This is a genomic window from Pseudomonas nitroreducens, from assembly GCF_014204515.1.
Taxonomy (GTDB): domain Bacteria; phylum Pseudomonadota; class Gammaproteobacteria; order Pseudomonadales; family Pseudomonadaceae; genus Pseudomonas; species Pseudomonas nitritireducens_A.
Window position 1 is genome coordinate 159511 of the sequence record NZ_JACHLI010000003.1, and the last position, 20942, is coordinate 180452.

At 64.7% G+C, this 20942-nt stretch carries 21 protein-coding genes; 9 read left to right on the plus strand and 12 right to left on the minus strand.

Annotated elements, in window-relative coordinates; all coding sequences use genetic code 11:
- Window positions 1-18: 18 nt before the first annotated feature.
- Window positions 19-804: a hypothetical protein gene (locus tag HNP46_RS05530; protein ID WP_184586605.1), complete on the plus strand. Its 786-nt coding sequence runs from the start codon at window positions 19-21 to the stop codon at window positions 802-804.
- A 243-nt stretch (window positions 805-1047) separates the two neighbouring features.
- Here HNP46_RS05530 and prmB read toward each other — a convergent pair whose 3' ends face one another.
- Complete coding sequence (prmB, locus tag HNP46_RS05535) at window positions 1048-1962, minus strand: 50S ribosomal protein L3 N(5)-glutamine methyltransferase (RefSeq protein ID WP_184586607.1); 915 nt, start codon at window positions 1960-1962, stop codon at window positions 1048-1050.
- 180 nt (window positions 1963-2142) lie between these two features.
- On the opposite strand from prmB, the gene HNP46_RS05540 reads away from it, so the two are divergent.
- From HNP46_RS05540 to folE, 4 genes are all read left to right on the plus strand, one after another.
- The gene (locus HNP46_RS05540; protein ID WP_184586609.1) at window positions 2143-2739 is read left to right on the plus strand and encodes a cysteine hydrolase family protein; all 597 of its coding nucleotides are present in this window, start codon (window positions 2143-2145) and stop codon (window positions 2737-2739) included.
- A gap of 169 nt (window positions 2740-2908) precedes the next feature.
- Entirely contained in the window at window positions 2909-3229 is a 321-nt protein-coding gene (locus HNP46_RS05545; protein ID WP_184586610.1) for a hypothetical protein, read from the plus strand.
- Between the two features lie 68 nt (window positions 3230-3297).
- On the plus strand, window positions 3298-3855 hold the full coding sequence (locus HNP46_RS05550; RefSeq protein WP_184586612.1) for a Smr/MutS family protein: 558 nt from the start codon (window positions 3298-3300) through the stop codon (window positions 3853-3855).
- A gap of 122 nt (window positions 3856-3977) precedes the next feature.
- Entirely contained in the window at window positions 3978-4523 is a 546-nt protein-coding gene (gene folE, locus HNP46_RS05555) for a GTP cyclohydrolase I FolE (protein WP_024765420.1), read from the plus strand.
- 65 nt (window positions 4524-4588) lie between these two features.
- On the opposite strand, the gene HNP46_RS05560 is transcribed toward folE, so the two are convergent.
- From HNP46_RS05560 to HNP46_RS05575, 4 genes are all read right to left on the minus strand, one after another.
- A complete protein-coding gene (locus HNP46_RS05560) occupies window positions 4589-5428 on the minus strand; it encodes a cache domain-containing protein (protein WP_184586614.1) in 840 nt (279 codons plus the stop codon).
- 97 nt (window positions 5429-5525) lie between these two features.
- Window positions 5526-5987 (minus strand): bacteriohemerythrin, encoded by a 462-nt coding sequence (locus HNP46_RS05565; protein ID WP_184586616.1) that lies wholly within the window; start codon window positions 5985-5987, stop codon window positions 5526-5528.
- Window positions 5988-6379: 392 nt separating this feature from the next.
- Window positions 6380-6982, minus strand: a complete 603-nt coding sequence (locus HNP46_RS05570; RefSeq protein ID WP_184586618.1) for a glutathione S-transferase family protein — start codon at window positions 6980-6982, stop codon at window positions 6380-6382.
- A gap of 10 nt (window positions 6983-6992) precedes the next feature.
- Window positions 6993-8150, minus strand: coding sequence for a PLP-dependent aminotransferase family protein (locus tag HNP46_RS05575; RefSeq protein WP_184586620.1), 1158 nt, complete (start codon window positions 8148-8150; stop codon window positions 6993-6995).
- Window positions 8151-8232: 82 nt separating this feature from the next.
- Between HNP46_RS05575 and HNP46_RS05580 the strand changes: the two genes are divergently transcribed.
- Entirely contained in the window at window positions 8233-8676 is a 444-nt protein-coding gene (locus HNP46_RS05580; protein WP_184586621.1) for a MarR family winged helix-turn-helix transcriptional regulator, read from the plus strand.
- Here the strand turns inward: HNP46_RS05580 and HNP46_RS05585 are convergent.
- Window positions 8673-9314: a hypothetical protein gene (locus tag HNP46_RS05585; RefSeq protein ID WP_184586623.1), complete on the minus strand. Its 642-nt coding sequence runs from the start codon at window positions 9312-9314 to the stop codon at window positions 8673-8675. The genes HNP46_RS05580 and HNP46_RS05585 overlap by 4 nt on opposite strands.
- Before the next feature lie 414 nt (window positions 9315-9728).
- On the opposite strand from HNP46_RS05585, the gene HNP46_RS05590 reads away from it, so the two are divergent.
- Genes HNP46_RS05590 through HNP46_RS05600 form a run of 3 tightly spaced genes read left to right on the plus strand, consistent with a single transcriptional unit; the run spans window position 9729 to window position 12756 of the window.
- A complete protein-coding gene (locus HNP46_RS05590; RefSeq protein ID WP_184586625.1) occupies window positions 9729-10331 on the plus strand; it encodes a LysE family translocator in 603 nt (200 codons plus the stop codon).
- Between the two features lie 13 nt (window positions 10332-10344).
- A complete protein-coding gene (locus HNP46_RS05595) occupies window positions 10345-11544 on the plus strand; it encodes a benzoate/H(+) symporter BenE family transporter (protein WP_184586627.1) in 1200 nt (399 codons plus the stop codon).
- A gap of 48 nt (window positions 11545-11592) precedes the next feature.
- The gene (locus HNP46_RS05600) at window positions 11593-12756 is read left to right on the plus strand and encodes an AAA family ATPase (RefSeq protein WP_184586629.1); all 1164 of its coding nucleotides are present in this window, start codon (window positions 11593-11595) and stop codon (window positions 12754-12756) included.
- Window positions 12757-13034: 278 nt separating this feature from the next.
- Here HNP46_RS05600 and HNP46_RS05605 read toward each other — a convergent pair whose 3' ends face one another.
- From HNP46_RS05605 to HNP46_RS05630, 6 genes are all read right to left on the minus strand, one after another.
- The gene (locus tag HNP46_RS05605; protein WP_184586631.1) at window positions 13035-13994 is read right to left on the minus strand and encodes a fimbrial protein; all 960 of its coding nucleotides are present in this window, start codon (window positions 13992-13994) and stop codon (window positions 13035-13037) included.
- 19 nt (window positions 13995-14013) lie between these two features.
- Window positions 14014-16554, minus strand: a complete 2541-nt coding sequence (locus HNP46_RS05610) for a fimbria/pilus outer membrane usher protein (RefSeq protein ID WP_184586633.1) — start codon at window positions 16552-16554, stop codon at window positions 14014-14016.
- A gap of 491 nt (window positions 16555-17045) precedes the next feature.
- Window positions 17046-17795 (minus strand): fimbrial biogenesis chaperone, encoded by a 750-nt coding sequence (locus HNP46_RS05615; RefSeq protein WP_184586635.1) that lies wholly within the window; start codon window positions 17793-17795, stop codon window positions 17046-17048.
- An 85-nt stretch (window positions 17796-17880) separates the two neighbouring features.
- Entirely contained in the window at window positions 17881-18420 is a 540-nt protein-coding gene (locus HNP46_RS05620; protein WP_184586637.1) for a fimbrial protein, read from the minus strand.
- Between the two features lie 215 nt (window positions 18421-18635).
- Window positions 18636-19523, minus strand: a complete 888-nt coding sequence (locus HNP46_RS05625) for a bile acid:sodium symporter family protein (RefSeq protein WP_184586638.1) — start codon at window positions 19521-19523, stop codon at window positions 18636-18638.
- A 554-nt stretch (window positions 19524-20077) separates the two neighbouring features.
- A complete protein-coding gene (locus tag HNP46_RS05630) occupies window positions 20078-20839 on the minus strand; it encodes an SDR family oxidoreductase (protein ID WP_184586640.1) in 762 nt (253 codons plus the stop codon).
- Window positions 20840-20942 lie beyond the last annotated feature (103 nt).

The following is a 20942-nucleotide window of genomic DNA, read 5'->3' on the forward strand; positions in this document are numbered from 1 at the left end:
CCCGAGGTGGATTTCCCCATGACCGAAGCCGAACAGTCCGCAGCCGCCGCTCCCGAGGAGAACGCCGCCCCGCGCGTGCATCCCTGGTCGGAACTGGCGCCGGAACACTATCGCCTGCTGCGCCTGGCGCCACTGCCCACCGACCGCACCACGGGCGCACGGCCGCTGCGCTTCGTGCAACTGGGCCGCGTGGAGCGCCACAACGCCGAGCAGAGCGTGCTGCGCCTGACCGTGCAGGTGCCCGGCCAGGTGCTGCGCAAGGAAGTGAACCTGCTGGAGGTCTGGGCGGACCACCGCAGCAAGGAAGTACGTTTCGGCGCCGACTCGGGCTTCGCCACTGAACCGCTGAACCGCGGCCTCGGCCGGTTCCTGCTGGCCCAGGGAGTGGCCTGGGCAAAGAAGAAGTTCTCGCACTATCGCGTCGAAGGCGGCGCGCTGGCGTTCAAGGACACGCCCAACGAGGAATCGCGCCAGCGCCGCGACCACTTCCTGCGCGCCCAGGGCTTCGACGTGGTCTACGAGGACACCCGGCTGCTCAAGGCGCGCTACCGCGTCGGCCGGGTCAGCGAGCTGTATGACGACTGGCACAAGGACAAGGTGCAGATAGTCCCGCTGCTGGAAGCCGGTTCCATGCTGGAGCAGGCCGACCACAACCTCGCCAGCCAGTCCAACGAGATCCGCCGCCTGGAGCAGCGCATCGAGACCTTCCGTCGCGACGACTCCAGCCTGCGCTTCACCATCGCCTGCCTGACGGTGTTCGCGGTGTTCCAGGCCGGGTTGCTGATCTGGATTGCCACGCACTGAGGCGTGTGGATGGCAATGACGCCCCTGCCTGCATCGGAAGCGGCGTCGAGCGATCGCGGACAGAGTCCGCTCCTACGCCAAACCAACCGGCCGCGTAGGAGCGGACTTCGTCCGCGATTGGCTGAGCCACGCGCTAAAGCCCCGCCAGAACGTTTCATGTAGGAGCGAGCTTGCTCACGAACCGCCCAGCTGTGGATCCGCCAGCGCCCCCCTTCGCGAGCAAGCTCGCTCCTGCAGGTACCCTCAGGCTTTGACGCGGGAGCGGAACAGCTCCTGATGCTCGCGGCACTGCTGCGCCGAGAGCAGGAACACACCGTGGCCGCCGTACTCGAAGTCGAGCCAGGTGAAGTCCACTTCCGGGTAGAGCGCCGCCACGTGCACCTGGCTGTTGCCCACTTCCACCACCAACGTGCCGCGCTCGGTCAGATGATCCCCGGCCTCGGCCAGCATGCGCCGCACCAGGTCCAGGCCATCGTTGCCGCAGGCCAGGCCCAGTTCCGACTCGTGGTGATACTCGGCGGGCATGTCGGCGAAATCCTCGGCGTCGACATAGGGCGGGTTCGACACGATCAGGTCGAAGCGCTGACCCGGCAGGCCTTCGAAGCCATCGCCCTGCACGGTGTAGACGCGTTCGCCCAGCTCATGGCGCTCGATATTGATATTGGCCACTTCCAGGGCATCGAAGGACAGGTCACCCAGTACCACCTCGGACTCCGGGAAGGCGCTGGCACAGGCGATGCCTATGCAGCCCGAGCCGGTGCACAGGTCGAGGATGCGTGCCGGGTCCGCCGCCAGCCAGGGCTCGAAGCGGCGCTCGATCAGCTCGGCGATGGGCGAGCGTGGCACCAGCACGCGCTCGTCGACCACGAAGGGCATGCCGCAGAACCAGGCCTCGCCCAGCAGGTAGGCGGTCGGCACGCGCTCCTCGATACGCCGGCGCAGCAGGTGCATCAGGTAGTCGCGCTCCTCGTCTTCGAGGCGGCAATCCAGGTAGGCATCAGCCATTTCCCAGGGCAGGTGCAGCGCGCCGAGCACCAGCTGGCGGGCCTCGTCCCAGGCGTTGTCGGTGCCGTGGCCGAAGAACAGTTCCTCGGCGTGGAAGCGGCTGACGGCCCAGCGGATGTGGTCACGCAGGGTCAGCAAACGGGATTGGGTCACGGCAGCAGTCCTCGCAGCTCGCAAAAAGGGGCGCATTCTAGCGGAACCCGGGCGATCTTGGGGCCGGTCAGCCACTTCCGCTGAAGAATGCCAATACCACTTTGGCGCGAGTTCGCAAAGATTCACAGCAGACGCGTTACGGCCCACAATGAGTGAACATGCATTTACAGGAGTCGTGACATGTCCCAGCCGCTCAGTATGCTGCAGATCAGTGGACGCGGATATCCGCCGGCCGCCCTGCGCCAGAGCACTCTGTTGATCATCGATGCCCAGGAGGAGTACCGCAGCGGCGTGCTGGCCTTGCCCGACCTGGACGCCGCGGTGGCGCAGATTCGCCTGCTGCTGGAGACGGCACGCAACATGGGCACCCCGATTGTCCACGTGCACCACCTGGGCGTGGTCGGCGGCCTGCTCGACCCCCAGGGCCCGCGCGGCCGCTTCCTGCCCGAACTGGCGCCGCTGCCGGGCGAGGTAGTCGTGGACAAGCGCCTGCCCAACGCCTTCGCCGGCACCGACCTGCATGACCGCCTGCAGGCCAGCGGCCGCCTGGACCTGATCGTCTGCGGGTTCATGACCCACTCCAGCATCAGCACCACCGTCCGCGCCGCCAAGGACTACGGCTACCGCTGCACCCTGGTGGACGCCGCCTGCGCCACCCGCGACATACCCACCCCCGAAGGTGGCGTGCTCGCCGCCCGTGACCTGCATCGCGCGGAAATCGCCGCCCTGGGCGACAACTTCGCCGCCGTGGTGGCCCAGGCCCAGGCGCTGGTCTGAAGCCACTCGTCCCGACGGGCGGCAACGACAAGCGCCCGGGGTTAGGCTCAGCTTAGGCGCGATAGCCCGCGAACCCGCTCACCCAGCGGGTTCGCCGCGCTTCCCGACCCTGGGGAACCCCACCCCTCCCCACCGGTCATAGCCTCGTTCAACAGATGAGGAAGTCGGGATGAAGATGACCGAGAAATTCGATCCACCCAGCCTGCGCCCGAAACGTCCGGGGCGTTGGCGCTGGCGCTTCGCCGCCGCGATCGCCGCAGTGATCGCCACCTTCGGCATCCTCTCCAGCATGGCCGGCGTGGCCGCCCTGCTGCGCCGCCAACCGGCGGTGGGAGTGCTGCACATCGAACCGGGCGCCGGCGCCGTATTGCTGGTGATCGGCCTGCTCTGCCTGTGGCTGGGCGTCACCTTCTGGCGCGCCGCCCGCCGCCGTGCCCGTGGCCGCGATGGCCTGAGCCTGTCGCCGCGCCTGCTGAAACGGCGTAGCTGAATTCCTCGGCGAGTTTCCGCAGGGCCGGCACGATCCGTTAGACTGCGCGGCTCTTCGAGGAGGTGCGCATGCAAGACGACGACTTTTCCCAATTTGCCCGCGAGATGCGCGGCGTCAAGCGCATCACCGTGGACCAGGCCGATACCGGCAAGCCCAAGGCCGACCGCAAACAGCTCAAGGAGCTGCGGCAGAACGCGACCGTGCGCACCGAGAACATCCGCGTGGACGGACTCTCCGACCAGTTCGTCATCGACGTCGGCCCGGAGGACGAACTCTACTGGGCCCGCGACGGCGTCCAGGAAGGCCAGATGCGCAAGCTCAAGGCCGGGCAGATCGGCTTCGACGGCAGCCTCGACCTGCACGGCATGAAGATCGAAACCGCCCGCGAAACCCTCTGGGATTTCATCGCCGAAGCCACCCGTTTCGAGGTCCGCTGCATCCGCGTCACCCACGGCAAGGCCGCGCGCATCGACGGCCGCAGCCCGATGGTGAAAAGCCACGTGAACACCTGGTTGCGCCAGCACCCGCAGGTGCTCGGCTTCGCCTCCTGTCTGCCGCGCCACGGCGGCACGGGCGCCATCTACGTGATGCTGCGGCGCAACATGCTCGAAGGCCGCGACGAGTAGATTCCACGCCACGACAATCTGCCAGCCATAACGCGCCAACCGGCGCGCGGGCCTTGCCAGCCAAGGCTGCGCGCCCTACCCTGCGCCACGGTTTTTATTTTTGTCATTGCCACAGGTAGATCATGTCCCTGGAACAAAACTACTCCGCGATCCTCAGCCAGCTCGGTGAGGACGTCACCCGCGAAGGCCTGGTCGACACGCCCAAGCGTGCCGCCAAAGCCATGCAGTACCTCTGCCGCGGCTACCAGCAGACGCTGGAGGAGATCGTCAACGGCGCCCTGTTCAGCTCCGACAACAGCGAGATGGTGCTGGTCAAGGACATCGAGCTCTACTCGCTGTGCGAGCACCACCTGCTGCCCTTCATCGGCAAGGCCCACGTCGCCTACATTCCCAACGGCAAAGTGCTGGGCCTGTCCAAGGTCGCGCGCATCGTCGACATGTACGCCCGCCGCCTGCAGATCCAGGAAAACATGTCGCGGCAGATCGCCGAGGCCGTGCAGCAGGTCACCGGCGCGCTGGGCGTAGCCGTGGTGATCGAAGCCAAGCACATGTGCATGATGATGCGCGGCGTGGAGAAGCAGAATTCCTCCATGGTCACCTCGGTGATGCTCGGTGAGTTCCGCGAGAACGCCGCCACCCGCAGCGAGTTCCTCAGCCTGATCCGCTGATTGCGAACCGCCGCCATGAAAAAACCGGCCCTCGGGCCGGTTTTTTTGTATCTGCGGAAAAGGTCTCAGCGGGTGTAGTACCCCACCGCCACCAGGTAGTGCCCGGCCTTGCGCAGGAAGGCGTGCTTGTTCTCCACCTTGCTGGTCACCGGGTTGCGCCACTGGTATTCGAACTCTGCGTCGCCCTTGGATTTGACCAGCTCCAGCATGGCGTGGCCGATGGGGTTGCCGCCCGGGTCCTTGAGCGATTCGAAGTCGGTGCCGACCATCCGCGTGTTGAAGCCATGGGCGACGAACTTCGCCGTGTCCAGGTCCACCACGAAGACATACAGGTCGTCCTGGATATAGGCCGGATCACGCGCCGTGATCTGTTTGAAGGTGCCCTCGGGCTCTGCCTCGACGGCCTTCACCGCCTTGTCCAGCATGGCTTGTGCCTGCTCGGCGGAGGCGCGCGGGATGTAGTAGCCCACGGCAAGGAAGCGGTCGCCCACGCGCTGGTAGTAGACGTGCTTGCGCTCGACCTTGCCGTCCGCCCAGTTCTTCCAGCGGTAATCGGCCTGCTGCACCTTGCCGGTCTCGGGCGAGTTCAGCGCCATGGAAAACTGCTTCTGCAGCGATGGATCGAGCGTGGAGGACACATCGCGGCCGATCAGTACCACCGACGGCCCGCCGCTGGCGAGCATGGTGCCCTTGCTGTCGACCACGAAGACGTAGAGATCGCCATCGACGAACTCGCCCTGGCGGCTGAACGCGGCGAAGGCCTGGTCGCCGTCCTGCTGGTAGGCCGTGACCGCCTTGGTCAGCAGTGCCTTGGCGCGCTGGTCTTCGCTGTGCCCGGTGGCGGCGAACAGTGGCAGGGACGACAGGAATGAAAGCAGCAGCAATGACTTCAACAGCATCTTCATGCGCGAATACCCCCGTGGCGGTGCTTTTAGTTGTGCACAGAGCATAGCCAGCCAGAAGGGATTCGCGTCGGCATTCACCAGGGATCTGGCGCGCAATTCAGCCGAAGAATCGTTTCATCGAGCGCGACAGCCAGCCGCCGTGCCCCTGGTCGCGGGTCAGCTCGTGCATGGTGGCCTTCACCGCGTCCACGTAGTTGGCGTCGTCATTGCGGATGTGGTTGAACAGCCAGCGGCCGAGCAGGCCCTTGAGTTCCTCGGCGACGTCCTCGCCGGCGTCGAAGCGCGCGCGGTAGTCGGAAACGCGCTTGATGAACAGCTCGTGCACCTTCTTGTGCGCGCGGGTGAACTGGTAGCCGGAGTCTTCCAGCAGGGTTTCCTCGAAGGCGAAGTGCGAGATGGTGTAGTCCACCAGTTCCTCGATCACGTTGCCCAGCAGGGCCCGGTCATGATGGGACTGGGCCTCGTGCAGCTGGTTGATCATTTCGACGATGCGCTTGTGCTGTGCGTCGATCACTCCGATCCCGGTATCGAGATCTGCCTGCCAGACCAGATAGGCCATCTTTTCCCTCCCCATGCCGGGCAACGACACTGCCTGCCGCTCGCGCCCGGCCACATCGGTACACACATCGGGAAATCCCGCATGGCAGCGCGTCCAGATTAGGGAGGGCGACAAATCGCCGCCATGATGCCGGTCAAGCCGGACTGGTCTGAATCCGCGATTTAGAGCTGTCTTTTCGGAAGTGTCTGATATCGGATTGCAGCTTTTCTCGAAGCACAGAGCCAGACGTTTCGTAGGAGCGGACTCCGTCCGCGATAGGTCCGCATCGCGCCGGAAAGCATCGCGGACAGAGTCCGCTCCTACGCCCGAGGAAAGCCATGGGCCGCCCCTGACGCCCACAACGAAAAACGCCGCTCCCAGGGAGCGGCGTCTTCAGCGGCAGGTCGCCAGGATCAGTCCTGCATCCCCACATGCCGCGGATGATCGGCCACCCTCGCCAGCCAGGCGTTGATCGCCGGGAAGGTCGACAGGTCGAAGCCACCCTGGTGAGCCACATGGGTGTAGGCGTAGAGCGTGATATCGGCAATGGAGTAGCGGTCACCCACCAGGTAGGGCGTCTGCTCCAGCTGCTTCTCCATCACCCGGAAGGCCTTGTAGCCGCCCTTCTGGCAACGGGCGTATTCCTCGCGACGCTCTTCGGGCAGGCCGAGGTAGAACTCGATGAAACGCGCCACCGCCACATAGGGCTCATGGCTGTACTGCTCGAAGAACTGCCACTGCAGCACCTGGGTGCGCAGGCGCGGCTCGCTGGGCAGCAGGTCGCTGCCATCGGCAAGGAAGTTGAGGATGGCGTTGGACTCCCACAGGCAGGTGCCGTCCTCCAGCTTCAGCACCGGCACCTTGCCATTGGGGTTCATGGCCAGGAATTCCGGGGTCTGCGTCTCGCCCTTGAGAATGTCGATGTCGCGCCACTGGTAGGGCAGGTCGAGCAGGTGCAGGGCCAGCTTGACCTTGTAGCAGTTGCCGGACAGTTGATCGCCGTAGACGGTGTACATGCTCATCTCCTCACTGGGCCTGGGCGTCGCGGATCACCGCGGCCAGGCGACGCAAGCCTTCGCCGGCACGTTCCGGCGCCACGTGGCTGAAGTTAAGCCGCAAATAGCCGGGATTGGCATCCGGGTCGGTGAAGAAAGGCTCGCCCGGCATGAAGGCCACGTTCTGCGCCAGCGCCGCATCCAGCAGCGTGCGGGTATCCAGCGGTTGCCGGAGCTTGAGCCAGAAGAACAGCCCACCCTGGGGCACGTTCCACTGCGCCAGCTCGGCGAAGTGCTCTTCGAGCTGCGCCTGCATCGCATCGCGGCGGATGCGGTAGAAGTCGCGCAGCTCGGCCAGGTGGCCGCGATAAGCCTCGCTGCCGAACCATTGCAGCGCCTGCCACTGGCCGACGCGGTTGGTGTGCAGGTCGGCGGACTGCTTCAGACGCAGCAGGTGCGGGAACAGGTCGGGGGTGGCGATCAAAAAGCCCACGCGCAGGCCCGGCAGCAGCGTCTTGGAGACGGTGCCGGTGTAGATCCAGCTGGATTTCTTCAGGCGGCTGACCAGCGGGGTCGCGGCGCCCGCGTCGAACACCAGTTCGCGGTAGGGTTCGTCCTCGATCAGCGTCACGCCGAACTCGTCGAGCACCGCGGCCACTTCATCGCGACGCTGCTCGCTGTAGCGCACGCCGGACGGATTCTGGAAGGTTGGAATCAGGTAGGCGAAGGCCGGCTTGCTGGTCTGCAGGCGCTGGCGCAGCGCGGCAACGTCGGGGCCTTCGGCGCCCAGCGGCACGGTCAGGCAGTTCGCGCCGAACAGCTGGAAGGCCTGCAGCGCGGCAAGGTAGGTCGGCGCTTCGAGCAGCACCTCGGTGCCCGGATCGATGAACAGCTTGCTGGCCAGGTCCAGCGTCTGCTGCGAGCCGCTGACGATCAGCACCTGGCTCGCCTCGCAGGGCACGCCCAGGGCGCGCGCCTCGGCGGCGATGGCTTCGCGCAGAGCCGGCTCGCCTTCGCTCATGCCGTACTGGCCCATGCTCGCCGGCATCGCGTCCCAGTTCACCTTCGGCAACATCGGCTCGGCAGGCAGGCCGCCAGCGAAGGACATCACCTCCGGGCGCTGCGCCGCGGCGAGGATTTCACGGATCAGGGAGCTTTTCAGTCGGGCGATGCGTTCGGAGAAGGCCATGGGGGTCACCGGTAGCGGGAGCACGGAAGAATGAGTCAAACTGCTTGACCGAAGCTACGACGCCGGCGCTGGAAACGTCAATATGCCTGACCTAATAAAAAACGCCCTGCAGCTGCAGGCCATGGAAGCCTTCTTCTACAGCTACCGGGCCTTCACCGCGAAACCCGACGAGATGCTCGAACAACGCGGCCTGGGCAGGGTGCACCACCGCATCCTGTTCTTCATCGCACGCAATCCCGGGTTGAGCGTCAGCCAGTTGCTGGGCGCCCTGGGGGTGACCAAGCAGGCGCTGAACGTACCGCTGCGCCAGCTGCTGGAGCGCGAACTGATCAGCAGCGAAGCCTGCGACAACGACAAGCGCAAGCGCCTGCTGGCACTGACCGCCGAAGGCGGCAAGCTGGAAAAGGCCCTGCGCCTGGAGCAGGGCCGGCTGCTGCAACTGGCCTTCGACGAGGCCGGGGAGGACGCGGTACGCGGCTGGCTGGCGGTGAACCAGGCCATCGCCTGGTCGCAGGACGAGGACTAGCGCACAGCGCTTTCCAGCTCGCGGGCCGCGCGCAGGAACATCAGCGCCAGCGGCAGCAGGCTGGCCATCGCCAGCGCGGTGCCGGGCAGGAACAGCAGCACGCTGAGCAGGCACACGCCGGAGCTGACTTCCAGCCAGCCCATGATCTTCACCGACGGATACGGCAGCTCGATCTTCAGCAGGCGGACGCCGTACCACAGGGTGACGATGCCGGTCGGCACGAACAGCGCCATGAAGCCCATCAGCGCGCCGTTGAATTCACCGCTGAGCTGCTCGTCGAAAATCAGGCTGTAGACCTGCATGACCAGCGCGATGGCAATCGACAGCCCGACGGGCCAGGCCAGCCCACGGGCATTGAAACGATCCTCGAGGAAGCGGCGGGCGCGCCAGAGCAGGAAGCAGCCGAGCACGGTGCTGAGCACGCCGACCCAGAGTTCGTAGCGTTGCCAGGTAGTCGACTCGTGCAGCGCCGCAGCGAAGGACAGGACGAAGAGCACGACGTTGCACAGCAGCAGGGCCAGGCTCAGGCCCGCGAGCAGGCGCAGGTGACCGGGACTCCAGCGCCCGCCGAGAAATGCCCCCGGAGCGCTCTGATCCACCAGTTCGACCTTGGGGGCGGCGTAGGGATTCTCTTCCATGGTGGCAATCCTCCAACGGTTGTACGGCTTTCCCGCACCCTACCGGCGCATCTGCGCACGCGCCACTGCCGCTCGCACTGTACGGGCCACTCGGCGGCTGGCTGTTATGGGACAGTTCCGCGTTGGCGGGATTAGGCTGGTTCCCATTGAAATCCTCTGCGGGGCTGCCCTCTCCCCCGCCCTCTCCCTGAAGGGAGAGGGAGCTGTTAGTGCCGACTGATACTTCGGATTCAACCTGCACAAACGGCCCCTCTCCTGACAAGGAGAGAGGACTGTCCGCACCGGCTGACGCTATGGTTCAAGCCCGCGCCGTACAGTCCCCTCTCCCTTAAGGGAGAGGGTTAGGGAGAGGGAACCCCGGCACAGCGCTTCCAAAGAAGCCCGCTGGACCTACAACAATACCGGTATGCCGCCATGCCCCTCGAACTCCTCGGCGCCTTCGTGCTGTTCGCCTTCGTCACCTCCATCACCCCCGGCCCCAACAACATGATGCTGCTGGCCTCGGGCGTGAACTTCGGCGTGCGCCGCACCATCCCGCACATGCTTGGCATCAGCATCGGCTTCCTGCTGCTGGTGGTCGCCGTGGGCCTGGGCCTGCACCAGCTGTTCGAGCGCTTCCCGGCCAGCTACACAACACTGCGCTACGCCGGCGGAGCCTACCTGCTGTACCTGGCGTGGAAGATCGCCCGCTCCGGCGCTCCCGAGGCAAAAGGCGAGCACAGCGCCAAACCCATGACCTTTCTCCAGGCCGCTGCCTTCCAGTGGGTCAACCCCAAGGCCTGGGTGATGGCCGTGGGCGCCATCGCCACCTACCTGCCGGCCAACAGCTGGATCGGCAACGTGGTGCTGATCGCCACCCTGTTCGCCGTGGTCAACCTGCCCAGCGTCGGCGTCTGGACGGTGCTCGGCAGCCTGCTGCGGCGCTGGCTGGAAGACCCGCTGCGGCTGCGCCTGTTCAACTTCGGCATGGCGGCGCTGCTGGTCGCTTCGCTCTACCCTCTGTTCACCCGCACCTGATGGAAGTTCGTGCATGACTGACACCACCCCCGCCTCCGCGCCGCTGCGCCCGCTGGCCGACTCCTCCCCCGCCGCCATCGTCGCCGGGTTCGTCGCCATGCTCACCGGCTATACCAGCTCGCTGGTGCTGATGTTCCAGGCCGGCCAGGCGGCGGGGCTGAGCACCGCGCAGATTTCCTCGTGGATCTGGGCGCTGTCCATCGGCATGGCCCTGACCACCATCGGCCTGACCCTGCGCTACCGCACGCCCATCGTCATCGCCTGGTCCACCCCCGGCGCCGCGCTGCTGATCAGCAGCCTGCCCGGCGTGCCCTATGGCGAGGCCATCGGCGCGTTCATCGTCTGCGCCGCGCTGATCACCCTCTGCGGCGTCACCGGCAGCTTCGAGCGCCTGATGCGCCAGGTACCCGGCTCGCTGGCCTCGGCGCTGCTGGCCGGCGTGCTGTTCCGCATCTGCATCGAAATCTGCAACGCCGCGCAGCAGCAGACGGCGCTGGTGGTGACGATGTTCGTCAGCTATCTGGTCGCCAAGCGCCTGTCGCCGCGCTACGCGGTGTTTGCTGCGCTGCTGGTGGGCGTCGCCCTCGCTGGCTTCCTCGGCCTGCTCAACTTCAGCCACTTCCAGTTGGAAATCGCCAGGCCGGTATGGACCACGCCGAGCTTCTCCCTGGCCGCCACCATCAGCATCGCCATTCCGCTGTTCATCGTCGCCATGGCCTCGCAGAACATGCCCGGCCTCGCCGTGCTGCGCGCCGACGGCTACCAGGTGCCCGCCTCGCCGCTGATCTCCACCACCGGCATCGCCTCGCTGCTGCTGGCGCCGTTCGGCTCCCACGGCATCAACCTGGCGGCCATCAGCGCGGCCATCTGCACCGGCCCGGAAGCCCACGAGAACCCGCACAAGCGCTACACCGCCGCACTCTGGTGCGGGCTGTTCTACGGCATCGCCGGCATCTTCGGCGCCACCCTCGCCGCGCTGTTCGCCGCGTTGCCCAAGGCGCTGGTGCTGTCCATCGCCGCCCTGGCCCTGCTCGGCTCGATCACCAACGGCCTGACCAACGCCATGGCCGACGCGCGCCAGCGCGAAGCGGCGATGGTCACCTTCCTGGTCACCGCCTCGGGCTTCACTCTGTTCTCCGTCGGCTCGGCCTTCTGGGGCCTGGTGGCCGGCCTGCTGACCCAACTGGTGCTGAACTGGCGCCGCGCCGGTTGAAGCCCTTCTGCTAGCATGCGGGCGATTGCCCGAACCGGATCGCCCCGCATGCTGCACACCCTGGCCGTCGCCAACTACCGCTCGATCAACTCGCTGGTGCTGCCCCTGGGCCGGCTGAACCTGATCACCGGCGCCAACGGCAGCGGCAAGTCCAACCTCTATCGCGCCCTGCGCCTGCTTGCCGAAACCGCACAAGGCGGCGTGGTGAACGCACTGGCGCGCGAGGGCGGACTGGAATCCACCTTCTGGGCCGGGCCGGAAACCCATTCGCGGCGCATGCGCTCGGGAGAGGTCGAAGTCCAGGGCGGCCCGCGCAACGAAGTGAAGCGCCTGCGCCTGGGTTTTGCCGGTGAAGATTTCGGCTACGCCATTGCCCTCGGCCTGCCGCCACCGCCGGTGGTCAGCGCCTTCGGCCTGGACCCGGAGATCAAGCACGAAAGCATCTGGGCCGGCCCCTGGTACCGCCCCGCCTCGCTGCTGGTAGAGCGCAACGGCCCCCTGCTGCGCGCCCGCGAAGGCCGCAGCTGGCAGGTGCTGGAGCAGCACATCCCGACTTTCGACAGCCTGTTCACCCAGATCGGCAGCGGCTCGGATTGCCCCGAAGCCCTGCTGCTGCGCGAGCAGATCCGCGGCTGGCGCTTCTACGACCACTTCCGCACCGACGCCGACGCTCCCGCGCGGCAGCCGCAGCTGGGCACCCGCACGCCGGTGCTGCACCACGACGGTCGCGACCTGGCCGCTGCATTGCAAACCATCCGTGAAATCGGCGACGCAGCCGCGCTGGAAACTGCCATCGGCGACGCCTTCCCCGGCGCCGAACTGCAGATCGACTGCCAGCCCGGCGGGCGCTTCGCCGTGGCGCTGAAACAGTACGGCCTGCTGCGTCCGCTGAGTGCGGCGGAGCTGTCCGACGGCACCCTGCGCTACCTGCTGCTGGTCGCCGCCCTGCTCACCCCGCGCCCGCCGTCGCTGATGGTGCTCAACGAACCGGAAACCAGCCTGCACCCGGACCTGCTGCCGGCGCTGGGCCGCCTGATCATCGCGGCGTCAAAGCACACCCAGGTCTGGGTCGTGTCCCACGCCAGCCGGCTGATCGCCACGCTGGAAGAACACCCCGAGTGCAACTGCCTGCACCTGGACAAGGAGCTGGGCCAGACGCGCATTCGCGACCAGGGCATGTTCGACGCGCCAGCGTGGCATTGGGCCGACTGATCGCTCGACTCCGTATCCCCAGCGGTCACCCATCCAGGGCGAATTGGCTCCTTGCGCAGGAAGGAGCGTGCTCGCAACCCACCCAACGCCAAGCTGCCAGCGAATCGCGGGCGGGCCGGCTCCGACATGGAAACGCTGCTCCGACCGGTCCGCGTCGGCTGGGCGAGACTTGTGATACCCATCCTCTGCAGAGTTCATCCAGGCGGTCTCGTTCAGGCGAATTGATGACACCCTCATCGGACAGCCCGGTACAACACCGGCCCCAGGACTGCTCTGGATCAGCGGTAGGAAATGGTGAAATCTACAATGGTTTCAACGGTTCCAGGTACCGGGGTGCCAGTTTTCAGGTAGGCAGCCTTCAAGGGAATGCTGAAGCGGGTCTGCGAACGATTGAAGCTGCTCAGGTCAGTGGCGACGTTATAGCGGACTGGTACATCGTTCACGTCACTGACTCGAATCGCGATGCCCTTGCTGGTAGAGCTTGGCAAAAGAGCAACAGCGCCGTTGGCCACGTCAACAATGCTCGTTCGATTGCTCAGTGTGTAGTCGAGACTGTTGAGGGTCGCCATGCTCGCGCCGGAACAGTCGATGGAAATAGCAAAGTTGGTCGACCCCGCTATGGAGCCAGTCCGGAATGCCCCCACCGAAATGGTTGGCAGGGTGACAGGCACATCGGCTGTGGAGCACGAGACATTCTGGAAAACGCCGCCGCTGAATCCAGCATCGGAGCCGAAACCTTTAGCCGAAGCGCGACCAGTATAGAACAGCCCGGAAAGGGCCTTGCCCGCTTCGATAGTGCCAGTCTTAATCAGCTCGACCTTGAGCTTTCGCTGAAGGAATAGATTGCCCTTGGCGAGCGTCTTCGTGACGAAGGGGGCATAGGACGAGTTGCCGTTGTCGGCTGCCGGCGTCACCCGAACCCCCACCCCCCCAACATTAGTGGCATAGACATTGGCTTGCCCCGTGGCGGTTCCGAGCATCACATAGTTGAAAGACTGCCCTGCCAGGACATCGCAGTTGGCATCGTCGATGTCTACCATTTGCGTGGACAGCACGGTACCGACCGATGTATCGCGAGGCTCGCTCATATTGCCGAAGTCGACCGTCGGGTGAGTGCTGCTGCCCGTGTTTGCGCGACGGCAATCGGCTTGGGATTGCGAAGCGAACAGTAACGAGGACAGCAAAAGCACCAGAGCGAACAGGATTACTGAGTTGCAGTGCCGGTTGGCGGTTTTCATGGGTAATTCCTCGCTACATTCACAGCGCGCAAGGCGCTTCCAAGGTTTCAAGCCCGGCGGCCATTTGAGCGAACTGGGTGCTATACGTGATGCGGCAGCTTTGCTCATCGCTCAACGCCACGCTCAGTTGGCCGTGATCCCCCTCGACCCGCGCGAATATCCTGCCACCCTGCCCCACCACGCCGACTTCCTCGCCTTTCTCGTTGAGGACGCTGGCGCCGAACGGCAACGGACTGCCATCGGCCTGTCGACTCTGGATCAGCACGGCGTGGCCGCTTACGGTGTCGAAATTGACCAGCACGACGGCGCCGCTGCGCGGGACCACGTCCTGGATGGTGCTCTTGAGCTCGATGTCGTCGGAGAGACCCTTGGGGTCCAGTTCCAGGGTGTTGATCCGGTACGGCGAGAGGTACGGCACGACCGCCTGGCCCTTGCCGTCCAGCTTGACATTGCTTGCATTGCCAACCTGGGCGCCGGCCGCGCCGGGCGCGTCGATGATGGCGATGCTGTCACCCAGGGTCTGGCCGAAGGTGACGCCGGCCGGGTGGGCGACGATGGAGCCACTGATGCCGGCGGAGGCCTGCTGATAATCGCTGCCCTGACTGAGCGAGGCGTTGAGAGTGCCATAGGACGCTCGGTACTGACCGTTGCCACCTACGCTGTTGCTGACACCCTCCTTGCCTGGGCGATCCTGGGTGGCGGAAAGGCCATAGATGATCTGGCCATCCTTGCCGGTGGTGCCGCTGAGGGTGTTCTGCAGGCTGCTGGTGCCGTCGCCTGAGCGGCTGTAGCTGCTGCTCAGGTAAGGCCGGTTGCTGCCCACGCCGCCGATGGGCAAGGACAGGCTGAGAGTGAGTTGGTTGTCCGCCTCGCCGAAGGCATCCTGGGTACGGGCGGCGCTGACGGAGGTGCTGCCCCAACTCCAGCTGTGGGTGTAGCCGGCCTGGAACTGGGTGTCGTAGCCGGTATCATTCCAGTAGTTCTGACGCGAGCCATTGAGGTACAGGTAGCCACGGCCAAGGGTCTGGCTGACATTGACTTCCGCACGGCTGCGAGCGCGGCGGATGGCATCGACGCCGCCTTCGCTGTCGCCGAACTCATCCAGTTGATCACGTGCGTTGAGGGCGTCATTGATACCGAAATAACCGTCGGTGGAGTAACGATAGGCGGCGCCGGTGAATTGCGTGCCAGTGGATTGCAGCACCTTGTTGTAGCTGATGCGCGCCGATTGGCCACTGAAGCTCCGGTCATCCAGATCGGTGCGAGATCTGGTTACGTCGAGACCGAACGCACCATATCCGGTGTTGAGCACGCCGCCGAGCAGGGCAGCGCCGTAGCCATCGAAGACGGTTGCACCGGTATAGCCGGTGATGCTGTTGGTCAGGCCGCGCTGAAAGGTGATCTGGCCAAGCATGGGTTTGAAGCCATAGGTCAGGTTGCGTACCTGACCGACGCTGGTGGCATAGCGCGATACGCCGGGGCGCAGCGAGCGCGCCAACGAGGAGAATGGCACGGTGAAGTGGCTTTCCTTGCCGTCGGCCTCGGTGACGATGACTTCGAGGTCGCCGTTGTCACTGGTGGGATTGAGGTCGTCGATTTCAAAAGCGCCGGGGGCGACGGTGGTTTCCAGGATGATGTAGCCGTTCTGGCGGATCGTCACCCGCGCGTTGGTGGCGGCCACACCACGCACCACCGGCGCGAAACCGCGCTGGGAGTCCGGCAGCATGCGGTCATCGCTGAGCAGGCGTACACCACGCAAGGAGACCGAGTCGAACAGGTCGCCATCACTGAAGGCATCGCCCAGTGTCAGTTGTGAGCGCAGGCTGTCGATATCGCGCTGGGCGTAGGTGTCCAGCGCCTGATAGTCATTGCCCTGCTCGTTGTCCCAATTCAATGCGGAACGCTGGCGCAGGTGCCAGTCGCCCAGGTTGAGCCCAGTGTTCAGGCTGGCGTAGGCGTTCTGGCTGTCCAGCCCCTGATTCTGGCTGCGATAGCCGTTGACGTTGTAGTCGAGGAAAGCCGCGTTGACACCACGGTTCCAGCGATCCGGGCTGACATAGCCGCGCGGATTGCGGCGCAACATGGCCTGCGGAATGCTTACATCCAGGCGTTGTTCGCCGACATCGACACTGGCGCCGGCGCTTTCGATGAGGGTCGACAGCTCAAGGCAATCACCGGTCAGTTTGTCTTGCGGCAATTGATCGAGCCTGGCGCCAAACTGCTCCAGTTGAGCGCGCGAGAAGCACGCCTCGGCATGGCCGGGCTGCGCGCCGGCGATGAAGCGAATGTCCTGCTGTCCCATCGGGGTGCCATTGAGCAGCACTTCGAGGTTGTAGACGCCCGGCTCGACCAGGTTGCTTTGACTGAAGCGCGCCAGGCTCATGGAGCGTGCCCCCTGCCCCCAGAGCATGTCACTTTCGAAGCTGGTCGCGTCTTCCTCGTGAGGCCCCGCCAGCACCGGGCCACAGCAAAGACCACTCAGCATGCCGACAGCCAGCACCAGGGGTTTGAGCTGGAACGCCAAGCGTTTGGAAAACAGAAAGTGACCTGTGCTGTTCATGATCAAGCCTCGCCAGTGTCCTGTAGACGGCCCCGTGTTTTGGGCATGCCAAACTCCCTCCCGGCGCAGTGGCGGGTGTCCAGAAGGAGCGTTATCGGAGGTGGTTTAAGCGGGTCGCCCCGCTCGGTTCAGGTCGGAGGAAGCCAGATGCACACGGTGTTGCCGCGATGGACCGTGCCGGGGCGGGAAGTCTCCTCAGGGGTGGTATTCAGCAACGGGGTCATGGCATGAGTCCTTCTGTTCGAGTGATCTCCGCCTTTTCAGCAAGTGCGGGAGCGATGGGACAAGTCTCCGCCTCGCATGGAACTCGCCCTACCGTAATTTCCCTGCACCCCTGTAGGGTTTTTCCTAATGAGTAGCTGGCTATCTATTTGAGCGAAGCTTCGCCCCGCCCCGACAAGGGCGAGCTCATTGGCAGGCAGTGGGATGAGGCGGCGCGGAGCCGAACTCGCTGGCACTAAGGCAGGCGCCACGGAGGGCTGGATTGAAGATCAGGGCTTCAAGGATTGGGAATGCTCGATCGTTGCGCCCAGGTCACTGATGCTCGTGTAGTCCACCTTGCCGCCCGAGCCGAGAACGGCAGAGTTTTTCAGCGGCATCATCTTCTGTTCGCCAGGGGCAAGCATGCTGGAGTTGATGTCCAGGGTCGGGCTGGCGGTCTGCCCGTTGCTGCTGACGCTTACCTTACCGAGAGTGACGTAGTACGGGCTGTCGTTGCGGCACTCCAGGGCCCAGTCGGGGCCATTGCGCCGCAGACGCCACTGCAGTTGCTCGGCAGCGGCTGTGACGTTGCCCGGCAAGCCCGCCGGACGGTAGAAGAGTTTGACGCGGCTGCGGAAGGCGATCTTCAGTCTGTTCTGACCTTCTGCCGAAGAGGGTGGCACTTCAAGCACGTTGAGCCAGAACAGCGACTCACTATCTTGCGGCAGGACCTTTTGCCCGGTGTAGCGGATGCGCAACGCCTGCCCCTTGCTCGGATCGATTCGAGCGATGGGAGGAGTGAGGACGAAGGGTGCGGCGGACGTATCCGGCGTCGCCTGGACATTGCCTTCGTCTATCCAGGATTGCACCAACATCGGCGACTGGCCGTCATTGCTCAGTTTAACCGTCACTTCGCGCTGGGACGCGTCATACACCACGCGAGTTCCGGTAATCACAATGGAGGCTTGCGCCTGAGCGATCATCAAGCAGGCAGCTACCAGCAAGCCCCATGCTCGACCACAGAGCAACGTACGTTTCATGGTAAACCTCGGGTTGAAAGCGAACGATCCAGGCCTCGCATGAGCCGATCATTGTCGATGGCCCGTGCGAGGTATTGCGCTCGATTTACGGATACACAATCGAGTAGGTCACGCTGGAATTCACTTCGCCTGCACTCGGGGTAGCCGAGTTCGAGTAGTACTTCACGGTGAAGGGCATGCTGGCGCCGGTCCCCGAGAGATTGGTGAACGCCGAGGCCGGCGCAGTCCCAAGCTGCAGGGAAGTGCCATCGCGGAAGATGGCCAGATCGACTTCTTGAGCGCCACTGCCGGTGTTCTTCAGGCGGCCCTGGGACGTCACGTTGGCGCCTGGTTCGAAGAAGACGGCCACGCCTGGGTTGCCGCTAGCTTCGCTGCCGGTGCAACCGGAAAGGTCGATGGTGAAATTGGTGTCGCCGCCGGTGGTGCCAACGCCTGCCAGGGAAGTCTTGGAAACGGTGGGCAGGGTAACGGTGCCGTCACCGGTGCCAGCGCCGTTGATCTTGATGGTGCAGGTGACGTCCTGAACCTTGCCATTGAAGGTGAGGGTACCGTCGGCGGCCTCGGCCTGATGCGCAGCGGCAATCAGGGCGGCCAGGGTGGTGAAGGAGATCAGGGCTTTTTTCATTTCGGCATTCCTAGTCTGTGAGTGAGTGCTCCTCCATCAGCTTCAATGGAGGAGACACACAGATTCTGGAATCACTCGCCGGACCGCCCTGCCGTATAACCCCTATCGACTCGTAGGAATAATCTCTAAAAATTCCAAATCAGAGATTTATCTTTCGATAAATTCCGACCAGGCCACCTGACAAACGGGCCGGCACCCACCCTCCAGTGCCGCTATCAGACGGTCGCTTCCCTGACCTCGGTCTTCGCGCCACGGCTGACCCACCAGCCGAACAGGCCAGCAGTGAAGAACATCAGCACGCCGTAGATGGCCGCCGGAATGGCCATGGTGCTGTTGTTCAGCAGCATGGGGCTGAGCGCCAGGGCGATGGCCAGGGTGCCGTTGTGGATGCCGATCTCCATGCCGATGGCAATGGATTGCGGCTTCGACAGTTTCAGCAGGCGCGGCACGCAATAGCCTACGGCAAGGCTGAGCAGGTTGAAGCTCAGGGCCGCGGCGCCGACGATGGGCGCATAGGTCAGGAAGGTCTGCCAGTCCTTGGTCACGGCCACGCCGATGATCACCGCCAGCAGCAGCGCGGAGAGAATCTTCACCGGTTTCTGCAGCGCCGCCGCCACGCTTGGCAGCAGGCGCCGCACGAGCATGCCGATGGCCACCGGCCCGAGCACGATGACGAACACCTGCAGCACCTTGCCGAACTGCAACGGGATGGTCTGGCCGTCGTTCATGAAGTACAGCAGCGACATATTGACGATCAGCGGCATGGTGAGGATGGCGATCACCGAGTTCACCGCGGTCAACGTGATGTTCAGCGCCACGTCACCGTGGGCCAGGTGGCTGTAGAGGTTCGCCGTGGTGCCACCGGGGGAGGCGGCCAGCAGCATCATGCCCACCGCCAGCGCCGCTTCGAGAGCGAAGCCGACGGTGATGAGGAAGCACGCCAGGGGCAACAGGATGATCTGACAGACCAGACCGATCAGTACGGGTTTGGGATAACGGACGACACGGGCAAAGTCGGCAACGGTCAGGGACAGGCCGAGGCCCAGCATGATGATGCCCAGGGCGATGGGCATGAAGAGCGTCAGCAAGGGATCGTTGGTCATTGTCATTATTCTCCAACTGGGGTGGGCCGATTGTTTCGGCCTCTGAGGGGCTTGTAACTGGCCTTGCAGGCCAAAACCACTTCATCGTGTAACAGAGTGCGAAAGTTTGTAGCGAATGGGGTGGGATCTTGTGGCGGCCACTGGGTAGGACCGCGCTTTACGAGCGATCGCGGAGATGGGCTGGGTGCCCCACCCGTCCTGCATCGAAGTACTAGCAGAACTGTAGGAGCGAGCTTGCTCGCGAACCGCCCAGCGCCGCTGCGGCATGGGAACCCGTTCGCGAGCAAGCTCGCTCCTACAGGTGCTCCGTATAGCGGTTGGTGTTGGGCTTGTCCCCTCACCCCAGCCCTCTCCCCAAGGAGAGGGGGCCGTCCGCTGTGGCAGCAAGTTCTGCGCTCGCCGGGAAAACCGGACGGCTCAACTCACGCCGATCTGCCCGACACGCTCAGCCGCGTAGGGCGCATAACCTGGAACAGGTTATCCGCCACCGGATCAGCGGCGGATAACGCTGGCGCGTTATCCGCCCTACAGGAACATCAAGCGATGGCGCAGGATCAGATCGCCGTCGCGCCGCCATCCACCGGCAGCGCGATACCGGTGGTGAAGCCGGCGTTGTCGCTGCACAGGTAGAGCACCGCGGCGGCGATTTCCTCGACGCGGCCGACGCGGCCCACCGGGTGCATGGCGGCGGCAAACTCGGCCTTCTTCGGGTCAGCCTCGTAGGCGCGGCGGAACATATCGGTGTCGATCACCGCCGGGCACACGGCGTTGACGCGGATTTTCTTTTTCGCGTACTCGATGGCAGCGGATTTGGTCAGGCCCAGCACCGCGTGCTTGGAGGCCGCGTAGATGCTCATTTTCGGCGCGGCGCCCAGGCCTGCGACGGAGGCGGTGTTGACGATGGCGCCGCCGCCCTGCTCCAGCATCACTGGAATCTGGTGCTTCATGCACAGCCACACGCCCTTGACGTTGACGCCCATGATGGCGTCGAACTCGCTCTCCTCGCCGTCGGCCAGCTTGCCCTTCTCGATCTCGATGCCGGCGTTGTTGAAGGCGTAGTCCAGGCGGCCGTAGGCAGCCACGGTGCCGTCCACCAGCGCCTTGACCTCGGCGTCGCGGGTCACGTCGCAGCGGATGAAGGTGGCTTCGCCGCCGGCCGCGCGGATCAGCTCGACGGTGGCTTCGCCGCCCTTGGCGTCGACATCGGAAACCACGACCTTCACGCCCTGCTGGGCGAAGGCCTGGGCGGTGGCGCGACCGATGCCATTACCGGCGCCGGTGACCAGGGCGACCTGGCCGGAAAGCAGCTGACTCATGGGTGATCCTCGAAGCGGAGTGGAAATAACCGTCGCAGTCTAGCCAGCGTGTCGCGGGCGCGAAGCACTATCAGGCGGAGCGACGTCGCTGCATCCATGGCAA